This window comes from Alicyclobacillus sp. SP_1 (assembly GCF_024706985.1).
Lineage (GTDB): Bacteria > Bacillota > Bacilli > Alicyclobacillales > Alicyclobacillaceae > Alicyclobacillus_I.
Map to the genome: position 1 here is coordinate 1 of NZ_JAMCCX010000010.1, position 12,041 is coordinate 12,041.

The 12,041-nt window shown below is 57.1% G+C and carries 9 protein-coding genes and 1 other RNA gene; 1 reads left to right on the forward strand and 9 read right to left on the reverse strand.

Annotated features, from left to right (window positions below):
* Positions 1 to 255: 255 nt before the first annotated feature.
* The 9 genes from ssrA to rpoN all read right to left on the reverse strand — a co-directional run bounded on the left by ssrA (position 256) and on the right by rpoN (position 11,032).
* Positions 256 to 633: a transfer-messenger RNA gene (gene ssrA, locus M4I36_RS01505) on the reverse strand.
* Between the two features lie 165 nt (positions 634 to 798).
* On the reverse strand, positions 799 to 1,269 hold the full coding sequence (gene smpB, locus M4I36_RS01510; RefSeq protein WP_258109879.1) for an SsrA-binding protein SmpB: 471 nt from the start codon (positions 1,267 to 1,269) through the stop codon (positions 799 to 801).
* A 125-nt stretch (positions 1,270 to 1,394) separates the two neighbouring features.
* A complete protein-coding gene (gene rnr / locus M4I36_RS01515; RefSeq protein WP_258109880.1) occupies positions 1,395 to 4,007 on the reverse strand; it encodes a ribonuclease R in 2,613 nt (870 codons plus the stop codon).
* Positions 4,008 to 4,200: 193 nt separating this feature from the next.
* Entirely contained in the window at positions 4,201 to 4,443 is a 243-nt protein-coding gene (gene secG, locus M4I36_RS01520) for a preprotein translocase subunit SecG (RefSeq protein ID WP_258109881.1), read from the reverse strand.
* A gap of 64 nt (positions 4,444 to 4,507) precedes the next feature.
* Positions 4,508 to 5,791, reverse strand: coding sequence for a phosphopyruvate hydratase (gene eno / locus M4I36_RS01525; RefSeq protein WP_258109882.1), 1,284 nt, complete (start codon positions 5,789 to 5,791; stop codon positions 4,508 to 4,510).
* An 82-nt stretch (positions 5,792 to 5,873) separates the two neighbouring features.
* The gene (gene gpmI, locus M4I36_RS01530; protein ID WP_258109883.1) at positions 5,874 to 7,448 is read right to left on the reverse strand and encodes a 2,3-bisphosphoglycerate-independent phosphoglycerate mutase; all 1,575 of its coding nucleotides are present in this window, start codon (positions 7,446 to 7,448) and stop codon (positions 5,874 to 5,876) included.
* A complete protein-coding gene (gene tpiA / locus M4I36_RS01535; protein ID WP_258109885.1) occupies positions 7,445 to 8,218 on the reverse strand; it encodes a triose-phosphate isomerase in 774 nt (257 codons plus the stop codon). Before tpiA ends, gpmI begins: the two co-directional genes overlap by 4 nt.
* 99 nt (positions 8,219 to 8,317) lie before the next feature.
* Positions 8,318 to 9,508, reverse strand: a complete 1,191-nt coding sequence (locus M4I36_RS01540; protein WP_258109886.1) for a phosphoglycerate kinase — start codon at positions 9,506 to 9,508, stop codon at positions 8,318 to 8,320.
* A gap of 108 nt (positions 9,509 to 9,616) precedes the next feature.
* Entirely contained in the window at positions 9,617 to 11,032 is a 1,416-nt protein-coding gene (gene rpoN / locus M4I36_RS01545) for an RNA polymerase factor sigma-54 (protein ID WP_258109887.1), read from the reverse strand.
* A 180-nt stretch (positions 11,033 to 11,212) separates the two neighbouring features.
* Here rpoN and M4I36_RS01550 point away from each other — a divergent pair, with 180 nt between their 5' ends.
* The gene (locus M4I36_RS01550; RefSeq protein ID WP_258109889.1) at positions 11,213 to 12,022 is read left to right on the forward strand and encodes a pyrroline-5-carboxylate reductase dimerization domain-containing protein; all 810 of its coding nucleotides are present in this window, start codon (positions 11,213 to 11,215) and stop codon (positions 12,020 to 12,022) included.
* The last annotated feature ends 19 nt before the right edge of the window (positions 12,023 to 12,041 follow it).

Genomic DNA, 12,041 nt, shown 5'->3' on the forward strand with positions numbered 1-12,041 from the left:
ATGGAAGCTTGAAGAGAATCGGGATCGACTAGAGAAAACCATGGACCAAAACAAGATTTCCATGTAGCGTTGTCCATGCGAATGGTTCCTTCTCGTGGATTTGGACAGTGCTACCTGTCCTCCATGATAAGGGACTTTTTAATTGTCGTGGGACACATATCACCGAATCCTATGAACATTATGGAAACATTAATGCAACGCTCGTGATTATATAGGTAAAAACCACGAACCTGTTAATCGGTTCGTGGTTTTGCATGGTGGAGGCGACGGGAGTCGAACCCGCGTCCGAAGACCTCGCTACATGAACTTCTACGGGTGTAGTGAAACCTTTAAATGTCCCCAGGATGCGCGGTTTCACACGCTCATCGAAGGGTGAGTTCGCTCAATTTCGCCAATGAGCCGCGAACGCTGGACACTGGCTAGCTCGCTAAGTTGACATCGCTAAGTCAGCACGAGCGACTCACGAAGCGATGGCCTGGGTGCGATTAGGCAGCCAGGGCGAGATTGCTGTTTGAGGTGAAACGGTTTTTAGCTTTGCCAGTTATTCTTAGGTCCGCGTTTTTAACGTGGCCTCGCGGCCCCACGACCCGCCGTGCATGCTCGAACTGTCCCCGTCGAATCCAAAACGCCCCCATGTGGATCGCGCTCGACGAGCGGCGTAATTACATCTTACGCCAGAAGCATGCGTTCTGCAATCGGAACTCAAAGGAGAAACTGGAACAGCGTGGCCCCATCGGGCCATCTAAGCAGTGTGCCGGTTCCGTGTCCATCTGTCCAACCTGTCGTCGCAAGAGGACGTCAGTTCCTCTGTCGCTCCCGCAACGCGCGAGCAATTTCGCGATTGGCGTCCCGTTGTTTGACGGATTCACGCTTGTCGTGAAGTTTCTTGCCCTTAGCGAGCCCCAGTTCCACCTTGGCAAATCCGTTTCGCAAGTAGAGGCGCGTGGGCACAAGGGTGTAGCCTCGCTCCCGAACCGCGCCCACCAGCTTGCGAATTTCCTCGCGGTGGAGAAGGCATTTGCGGGTCCGTAGCGGATCGTGATTGAACCGATTCGCCTGCTCATACGGCCCAATATGCATGTTGTGAATAAAGACCTCGCCGTTTTCCACGCGGGCGTATGCGTCCCGCAGATGGGCGGAGCCTTTGCGAACCGATTTTATTTCCGATCCGGTAAGGACCAACCCGGCCTCATACGTTTCCTCGATGAAGTAGTCGTGGTAGGCTTTGCGGTTTTGTGCGAGATATTTGTCTTCGGCTCGATGCGCCATACTGATTTCACCTCAACCGTGGCCGCACGTGCATGTGCATGCGGCCCTGCAACGTAAGCTCCACTCTAGCACAGCCACCCCGCTGCCACAAGTCACCCTCTGCTGCAGACTGCGGAGCCTCCGGTTCACCGGGGCCCCCTGGGTGCCCCCTTGCTACCTCCAGCCCCACGTCGCTTCCGTCCACCCCCACCGGCGCTGCTCCGGCCGCCCGCTGGGCCGCCGGATGGCTTGGTGCGGGTTCCCGTCGCTTTTCCTCTCCTCCTCCCGCCAGCGCCCGCTCCGCGCGGCGCGCTGGCGTCCGCCCACGCCGGTCCGGCGTATCCGCCGTACCGGCTACCTCCCTCCTCCTCATCCCCGCGCTCGCGCCGCTCACCTGCCTGCCGGCCGCGCGTGCCACCGACAAATCCTGCACGTTCCCGTTCCCTGCCTCGTGCTTCATACGCAGCCGCCCGCTCAGCGCGCTCCGTTTCAGCACGCGCGCGGTCGCGCCGAGACAAATCTTCGTCATAGACAATTTCCCCATTGGCGCGGCCACCCACGAACGTCGCTTCTCGGTAGTGCGACACCAGTTGAAAGTCAATCGTCAACGTCTCCTTGTTGGCAGAGGCAACTTCGACGCGGACCGGATCGCCCAAACGAAAGACGCGCCGAGTCCGCTCTCCCACAAGGGCCATCTGACGCTCATTCAGCGCGTAGTAGTCATCCGTCAAATAGGAAACGTGTATCAAGCCTTCTACGCCATTTTGCAGTTGGATGAACAAACCAAACTGAGTGACGCCGGAAATCAACCCGTCAAACTCCTCACCCACATGCGCCTGCATGTATTCGACCATCTTGAGTTGATCGCACTCGCGTTCAGCATCCTGTGCCACGCGCTCCCGCTCGCTCGACTGAAGAGCCGCTGCGGCGACCAGCGCGCGCAACTGCTCTTCTCGCGCTCCGGCAAGAGGGCCTTCGAGACTTTCGCGAATAATGCGGTGAATCATCAAGTCCGGGTAGCGGCGAATAGGCGATGTGAAGTGCGTGTAATGCTCCGCGGCTAGACCAAAGTGGCCGAGATTGTCTGGCGAATAGCGCGCTTGACGCATCGAGCGAAGCATCAGCGAGGAGAGCATACGCGCCTCACGCGTGCCTTGGATTTCATTCAACACGTCTTGTAAGGCGCGAGGGTGCACTTTGTTGCCAACACCTTTAAGCGCATATCCAAAGTTGTGAAGGAACAAATTGAGGTCGAGCATTTTTCCCATATCCGGGTCTTCATGAACGCGATACACGAACGGCGCTCCCAGCCAGTAAAAGTGCTCCGCGACGGTCTCATTCGCCACAAGCATAAATTCCTCGATGATTCGCTCCGCAATCGAACGCTGGCGCGTGGTGATGTCTGTCGGCCGTCCAATGTTGTCCACATTCACCTTAATTTCATCAAAATTGAAATCGACCGCTCCCCGACGCATGCGCCGGTCGCGCAAAATCAAAGCGACCCGCTCCATCCTCTGGAAGTCGGGAACCAAAGCGGCATAGCGTTCACGCACGCTCTCGTCTTCGTCGAGGAGAATGTTCCGTACATGCGTATACGTCATGCGCTCGGTTGTGCGGATGACACTGGGGGTAATCTCATGAGAGAGCACCGCGCCGCTTTCGTCGATTTCCATGATGCATGACAGCGTGAGCCTGTCCACCTGTGGATTGAGCGAACAGATGTTGTTCGATAAACGTTGCGGCAACATGGGGATGACCCTGTCTGTCAGGTAGACGCTGGTTCCGCGCCGATATGCCTCTTTGTCAATCACACTGCCTTCCCGCACGTAGTGCCCTACATCGGCAATGTGCACCCCGAGTTCAAAGTGCCCGTTGGCGAGTTCTTTGACATGCACCGCGTCATCCAAATCCTTGGCGTCTTCTCCATCGATGGTGACAATCGTCTCACCTCTCAAATCGCGCCGGCCGACCAAATCGTCGTCTGTGAGGTCGAGCGGTATTTGCTCTGCAGCGTGCAAAACGGCATCTGGAAATTGCTCTGGTAAATTGTACTTCCGCACGACGGTGAGAATGTCAATACCCGGCTCGTCCGGATGGCCGAGCACTTCCACAATATGCCCCTCGGGACCGCGCGTACCCGTCGGATAACTGGTGATTTCGACAACCACGACGTATCCGTCATGCGCATCAGCTGTGTGGCCCGACGGGACGAGAATGTCTTGTACCATGCGCTTATCGGCTGGCGTAACAAAACCGTAGTCGTGATGGCGAGTAAATCGTCCCACGAGCAAGTTGGCGCTGCGTTCGAGCACACGAATGATTTTTCCCTCACGGTGCTTCCCCGCCGATGCGCTCGCCCCCGCTCCTTGACCCGACGCAAACGGCGACCCACGCAAGTTCCCGTTGCCTTCTATGCGCGCCATCACCTTGTCCCCGCTCATCGCGCCGCCCATCTCACCAACCGGGATATAGACATCTGCTTCGCCATCGTCGGTCAGCACAAAACCATAACCGCGCGCTTTCATCTGCAGGCGCCCTACCACTAAGTTCATTTTGTCGGGTAACGCATATCGATCCGTTCTCGTTCGCACCACTTCGCCCGTGCTCTCTAATTCTGCGAGCAGTTTGACAAATGCTCGAAAGTCGTCACTGCCGACAATCTCGAAGGCGTCGGTCAGTTCGCGCACCGTAAGCGGTTTGTCCGCCTGTTTCTCCAAATAATCAAGCAGTTGTGTCCGCAATTCCTCTGATTCCGTCACAAAATCCCTCCAGAGAGTCCTTCCATGTCTCATGCTCAGTATGGCCTACCTGCAAAAAAAGAGCCACCAAAAAGGCAGCTCCAGTTTGCAAATTCGTCGTCATCCTGGCGACCAGACGCTGTTCCCACAATTCGCTCAGCCAACGCACGCATCTCAGTCAGCGAATGCTGGACGGTCAACGCACGCATCTCGGTCAATGCACAGGATGGGCACTTAAGTACGCCATGGCCAGTGTCAACAAAAAGAAGAGCACCGCAAGCACGACCGTCACCCGCGAAAGCAGCGGGTCCATACCTTTCGGCTTGCGCGAGCTCGACTGGTCCGAGCCACCCGTAATAACGCCGGACAACCCAGCGCTTCGCCCGGATTGAAGGAGAATGACGACAACGAGCAACACGCAGAGAACCACCAACACAATTTTTGCGGCTGCCAACATTTCTGTCACCTCCTGTCCGGGACACACCCGTTACATGGTTATTCCGAAAAATAGTCTAGCATACTTAACCTCTGCGGACAAACACGGATTTCCCAGCATAAGACCCTGCTGAACCAAGTTCTTCCTCGATGCGAAGCAGGCGGTTGTACTTCGCGACCCGGTCGGTGCGGCTCGGTGCTCCCGTCTTGATTTGCCCCGCATTCGTCGCAACCGCAATATCAGCGATGGTCGTGTCTTCCGTCTCACCGGATCGATGAGAGATAATCGACGTATAGCTGGCGCGCTTCGCCATGTCAATGCAGGCAAACGTCTCCGTCAAAGTGCCAATTTGATTGACCTTGACGAGAATGCTGTTGCCAACCGCCGTCTCAATGCCGCGTCTGAGGCGCTCGGTGTTCGTGACGAACAGGTCATCTCCGACCAATTGAACCTTGCTGCCAAGCGCCTTTGTCAAGTGCGCCCAGCCATCCCAATCGTCCTCAGCCAGTCCGTCTTCAATCGAAACAATCGGATAGCTCTGCAACAGTTTCTCATAATATCCAATCAGGTCACTGGCATCGCGAGTGACTCCTTCGCCTTTGAACTCGTACTTGCCACCAGCAAACAGCTCCGTCGACGCGACATCGATGGCAATCGACGCATCTTCCCCAGGGCGATAACCAGCCTTTTCGATGGCGCGAACAATCATCTTGATAGCATCTTCGTTGGTTTTCAGATTCGGAGCGAAGCCACCTTCGTCACCAACCGTGGTCGCCAGTCCCTCCGCACTGAGCACGCCTTTCAGGGCATGAAACACCTCGGCACCCATGCGCAGCGCTTCGCGAAACGTGGGCGCACCATGTGGGACGACCATGAACTCCTGAATGTCGACGGTGTTGTCGGCGTGCTTGCCACCATTCAAAATGTTCATCATCGGTGTGGGTAGCAGGTGCGCGTGAAATCCACCAAGATAGCGGTAGAGCGGCAATCCTGCTTCGTGCGCGGACGCCATAGCGATGGCCATGGACACGCCGAGAATGGCATTGGCACCGAGTTTGCCTTTGTTTGGGGTACCATCCAGTTCACAGAGCAGACGGTCGATGTCCACCAGATTGTCGGCATCTTCACCGACGAGCTCGGGGGTGATGATTTCGAGCACGTTGGCGACTGCGTGCATGACGCCTTTGCCACCATAGCGCGCTTTGTCCCCATCCCGCAGTTCGACGGCTTCATGGGCGCCTGTGGACGCCCCGGATGGCACGATAGCCCGCCCCATGGCACCACTCTCCAAAGCCACTTCGACCTCGACGGTGGGATTGCCACGCGAATCCAACACTTCTCGCGCATGAATATCGAATATCTCTGACATACTGTCATCCTCCTCAATGTATGGTTTCTTTAACGTATGGTTCCTTTAACGACTCATCGCCGCCGCAACCCCGTACAGCCATTTAACGAGCGGTTTGTTCGACAATTAGGGACTTCCCTTCCATCTCTGAGGGCTGCGCAATGCCGAGCAAGCTGAGCATCGTGGGCGCCAAATCCGCCAACACCCCGTGCTCCAGTACCAACCCGTGGCGCGTCACAATCAGCGGCACCGGATTGGTTGTATGAGTGGTGCACGGCCCGCCCGTCTGCGGGTCAATCATGATGTCTGCATTCCCGTGGTCGGCCGTGACCAACGCCACACCACCCCGCCGAAAAATGGCGTCTAACACGGTCTGCAGGCACTCATCGACCGCCTCAATGGCCCGGATGGCCGCTTGCAGGTCACCCGTATGGCCGACCATGTCCGGGTTGGCAAAGTTGAGAATCATCACGTCAATGTCGCCCGAATCGATGCGATCCGCTGCCCGTTTCGCCACCTCGTAAGCACTCATCTCGGGCTGGAGGTCGTACGTCGCCACTTTTGGCGACGGTACGAGGACTCGCTCTTCACCGGGAAACGGCGTCTCTTGTCCACCCGAGAAAAAGAACGTCACATGAGGGTACTTTTCCGTCTCCGCAATGCGCAACTGCGTAAGTCCTGCTGCCGATACGACCTCGCCAAACGTCTGGTGCAATTCACGCGGCGGATAGGCAATCTCGGACGCGATGGCGTCACTGTATTTCGTCAGCGACACAAAGAGCGGGAAGGGCGGGGAACTACCGCGATCGAACCCATCAAACTGCTTGTCCGTCAGTGCCGCCGACAATTGGATGGCGCGGTCTGGCCGGAAGTTGAAGAAGATGACGGAGTCCTCGTCTCTGACGGTGGCAAGCGGCTCAGACGACGCATTCACATGGACGAGTTGCGGCATGAATTCGTCCGTCACGCCAGCATCATATTGTGCTTGTACAGCAGACTTCAAGTCTTCTACAGCTGTCCCTTCGCCGTGCACGATGGCTTGGTAAGCGCGGCCCGTGCGGTCCCATCGCTTGTCGCGGTCCATCGCGAAGTACCGGCCTTGGACGGTCGCAACAACGGTGTTTCCAGCGATAGCGGCAGCCTCTTCGATGCGCTTCAAAAAGCCGAGCCCTGTGGTCGGCGGAGTGTCGCGCCCATCCAGGAAGACGTGCACCGCCACGCGCGGCACGTCGAGCAGTGCCGTCATTCGCAACAAGGCTTGCAGATGGTCGATGTGACTGTGTACGCCGCCATCGGACACGAGGCCGAGCAGATGCAGCGTACTTTTGTGACGAGTGGCGTGATTCATAGCCCGCTTGAGAACGGGGTTTTCAAACAGCGTACCGTTCTGAATGTCGAGCGCAATGCGGGTCAAGTCTTGGTAAAGAATTCGCCCGGCGCCAATGTTCGAATGTCCGACCTCAGAATTGCCAAACTGTCCCTCCGGTAAACCGACGGCTGGACCGCTCGCCTGCAAAGTGGTATGTGGGTAGGTGTTGTGAAGAGCATCGAAATTCGGCTTCTTGGCAAGCGCCACGGCGTTGCCGGTCACTTCACTTCGAAGCCCAAAGCCGTCGAGAATGATTAAGGCGACCGGACCACTACCTGAGGGAATGGTCTTGCGCACAAACTCACTCATGCACTGCACCCCCCCGCAGCTTCTGCCATGTCTGCAAAGGAGTTGGCTTCAAGACTAGCGCCGCCGACCAACGCGCCGTCGATATCTGCGTGCTCGAGGAACGACGCAATGTTCCCCGGTTTAACGCTACCACCGTAGAGAATGCGAAGATTCGCGGCAAATTCGGCCGAGCGGATTGTAGCAAGGTGAGTGCGGATGGCGCTCGCCACCTCGCCTGCATCGTTCACCGTTGCGGTCTTGCCAGAACCAATCGCCCACACGGGTTCATAAGCCACGACAAAATCGGCGATGTCGGCATCCGCTAACGCGTCAAAAACGGCATCCAATTGACTGAGGACGACCGCCAAGGTCTCGCCGCGCTCGCGCTCCGCTAAAGACTCTCCGACACAAACGACGGGCACCATGCCGTGGCGGAGTACAGCCGCCGCCTTTTTCGCGACCATCGCATTAGACTCGCCAAACAGCGATCTGCGTTCCGAATGTCCCACTAGGACAAAATGTGTCCCGAAATCCGCAAGCATTGGTGCGGAAATTTCTCCAGTAAATGCCCCTTCCGTTTCGTAATAGACATCTTGGGCACCTATCCGCACCTGGGCAGGTAACATCACGCGCAGTAGATGAAGGCTGGTAAACGGGGCACAGATGCCATAGTCTATCGCCATGCAAAGACGCGTGGACTGCTGACCAAGTTCTTGCGCAAAAGACCGCGCCTCTGCGAGCGTTTTGTACATTTTCCAGTTCCCTATTAACAAGGGACGCCGCTCTGTCAAAGCGTTCACACCCTTTCTGTTTCCATCTGTCTTGACGTCATCCCCACGACAAGCGGGATCTTCTAGTAGTAGCTGGAGAAGGTCTTGTCTGGACCTCTCTCAGTCTCGATTTTCTATGACCGCCACACCAGGCAACTCGTTCCCTTCCAAAAACTCAAGCGATGCTCCACCACCTGTTGACACGTGAGACATTTTTCCGGCAACTCCGGCACGTTCGACCGCTGCTACCGAATCGCCGCCGCCGACAATGGTCATGCCGTCCACCTCGGCCAGCGCCTTGGCTACCGCGACCGTTCCGACCGCAAACGCTGGCATTTCAAAAACACCCATGGGGCCATTCCAAAGTACCGTTTTCGCGTGGGCAATGACTCTGCAATACGCCTCTACCGACTGCGGGCCAATATCGAGCGCCATCTCATCTTCCTGAATGTCGGACACCTCGGCCACGCGATGGCTCGCATTGGCATCAAACTGCTTGGCCACCACGACATCGACCGGAAGGTGAATGGTTTTGCCGAGGTCCTGTGCTTCGCGCATCAACGCTTCTGCCGTGCCGTATGCATCGGTTTCAACGAGCGACTTGCCGAGCGCATGACCTTGAACCGCCAAAAATGTGTTCGCCATCCCACCGCCAATCAGAATGGCATCGACTTTAGGCAGCAAACTGTGCAGAACTTTCACTTTGTCGGAGACCTTGGCCCCGCCAATAATCGCTAAAAATGGCCGTTCAGGGTGTTCCAATGCATCGCCGAGCATGCGCACTTCGCGCTCCATCAACAAGCCTGCGACAGTTGGCAGAAAGCGCGCCACCCCCGCCGTCGATGCGTGAGCGCGATGCGCTGAACCAAACGCGTCGTGCACGAAAACATCCCCCAACAGGGCCATTTTCCGAGCTAGCGTGGCGTCGTTTTTTTCTTCGCCGGCATGAAATCGAACATTTTCCAAGAGCAGTATGTCGCCGTCGTGCATTTCTTGTACCGCTTGCTCCGCCACTTCTCCAACACAGTCCGAGACGAAGCGAACGGGCTTGCCGTCCAATAAGGACTGCAAGTAGTCAGCCACGGGTCTCAGACTGAATTCGTCTTTGTGCTCGCCCTTCGGGCGACCCAAGTGGCTCATCAAGACGACGCGCGCGCCGTGTTCTGTGAGGTACCGAAGGGTCGGGAGCGATGCTTTGACGCGCGTGCCATCGGTTATCGTCTGATGACCATCCATGGGCACGTTGAAATCGACGCGAACCAAGGCCCGCTTACCTTGCCAATTGACATCTTCGATGGACTTTTTGGCCAAATTGTCGCCTCCCAGCGCTGAGGTCATACGTGGATAGCCGCAACGTATTTTGCAGTCTTCTCCATTGTACCAAACAAGCGCACGGAGGCAACGCGCCGAGCCGCAGACTTACGGGCGCCGATTGTGGCTGGCCCCAGAAGTCGTCTGTACAGCCCGCTCCCAGGAACTACCCACGCCCATCTCTTCTCGATATTTGGCTACGGTTCGGCGGGCCACGACGATGCCCATACGCGCTAGTTCGCGGCAGAGCGCAGCATCGGACAGTGGTCGCGTCTTCGACTCCTCAGCAAACATTTCCCGCAAGCGCTCCCGAAGCGCATGAGCAGACACTTTCGCTGAGTCCTCATCGTCTCGAGTCGAGGACTGCTGCAGAACGGGCCAAGACTGCCGCTGCATCGAGGAGTGCGAACTCTGTTGAACATCGCGCGACAACAGCGCCTGAAAGGGCAAGACACCACGCGGCGTCAGCATCCACTTGTTTTGCAACGCCCGACAGACCGTTGATGCGTGCAATGAGAGCCGCTTGGCTAGTTCCTTGCCGGTAAGAGGGGCAAGTGGACTCTCTCCTAGAAGGTACTCACGCTGCACACGTACCACTTCGCTCACCACTCGTAAAATGGTTTGCTGGCGGCTGTCGACCGCTCGCTGGACCATACGCGCCTGGCGATGGTGCAGTCGCCAAAATTGATGCGCATCCGCAGCCTGAGCAAAAGAGTCCGTCACTGGATTCTCCAAAAAACGGATGGTTGGGAACATCTCCTCATTCAAACGGACGTAAAGCCCCTCATCCCTCTCCTCGACGAGCACGTCTGGCACAACCGTGACGGCGCTTGTCGAGTGAAACAAACTTCCTGGCGTGGGATTCAGTTGACGTAGACATTGTATGGCGTTTTCAATACGCCACAGTGGTTCATCAAGTTCGGCGGCAATCCGTTCCTGCTCGTCGTCGGCCACGTGCTGCAAGTGCCGTCGGACAATTCGCTCGACCACCGAACGGATGTCTGTCGGGAGGAACTCGGCTTGAATCAACAGGCACTGTTCGAGCGACGTTGCCCCAATGCCAGGCGGGTCGCACCGCTGCACGAGCGCGATGGCCTCTTCGGCCACATCGGTGCTGACCGTCGCCAACGCCGCTATTCCGGCCACTGTCTCTACCAAATAACCCCGTTCGTCCAAACATCCAATGACCTGTTCGGCAGCCATCACCACGTCTTCTCGACGGCAAGCCATGCGCACTTGTGAAAGCAGGACATCCGCCATGGACGGCTCTGCCCGCAAAGAGTCCCATGGAGGTGTGTAAGCGCCTTCATAACGTCCCCTTAAACCTCTTGGCCCGGTAGCGGCATGAGCGACCATGAGCGGTGGCGGATCGACCAAAACCGTCACATTCTCCGCCAGGCTCTCCATCACGTGCGCGACCAGTTCCGTGGCGGAACACTGGAGAAAATGCAGAGACTGGTCCATTCGCGGAGAGAACGACCAGCGAAGTTCTTGGCGGGGTTCCAGCGTATACCTCGCTTCCATCTCGCACCCCTCCTCGCCGTCCGACCGTATTGAGCACTCTACTGTCTCTATCATACACAGGTACATGCTCGGAAATCCATCCCACATGTTTCCTTCAGCAAGAAGACAAGCTAGCTCGAATAGACTGGTTGTAACCCGTGGTGATGCTGCATGCACGTCACGCCAGTGGAGGTGTGGACAATGAACATCGGAATTGTCGGAACTGGTAACATGGGCGGCATGCTCGCGAAAGCTTTTGCGGAAGTTCCGGACCATCAGGTCTTCGTATACAACCGTCATCCGGAAAAGTCTCTTCATCTGGCACAGTCCTGTCCGTCCATCTCGGTCTTGCCTTCCGCAGAGGCGGTCGCGCAGAGTGCGGAAGTTCTCTTTCTCTGTACCCGCCACGACGACACCGTAGAGGTCATGGCAACACTATTGCCCCATCTGTCCGCGCATCAATGGGTCGGTACCACGTGTAGTTCCATTCCACTGCACGAGTGGAGTGACGAGTCCCCCGCGACATTTTTCAAATGCATTCCCAGCTTGACTCAGACGGTTCGCAGCGGATCGATACTCTTCACGATGGAACCAGACGCCCCCGCGTCTGAATCTTGTCGACTGGCGAACATACTTGGCGGCATTGGCATGCCCGTCCGCATTCGCGAGGACCAACTCCGCATCTACTCAGACCTGACGTCCTGCGGCCCGGCCTTTCTCAGCCAAGTGCTGCTTCGATGGGCGGAGGCGGCCGGCGATACGCGCCACATCACACCGAAAGTGGCGGAAGACATGCTCGTCCGCACGCTCATCGGCACCGCCCGCCTGCTCGAAGCGGGCATGAGTTTGGAAGACATTGTGGGGCACATTGCGGTACCTGGGGGAGTGACGGCGCGCGGACTGGAGAGTATTGGCGACGCGTCTCTCCAGCTCTTCCGACGCCTTCATGAGACAACCATGGCCCATCAACAGAAGGCGGCAACGCTGTCCGTGTCCGAACCTAACGCGTAACCTCTCCTCGGTCAGCGCC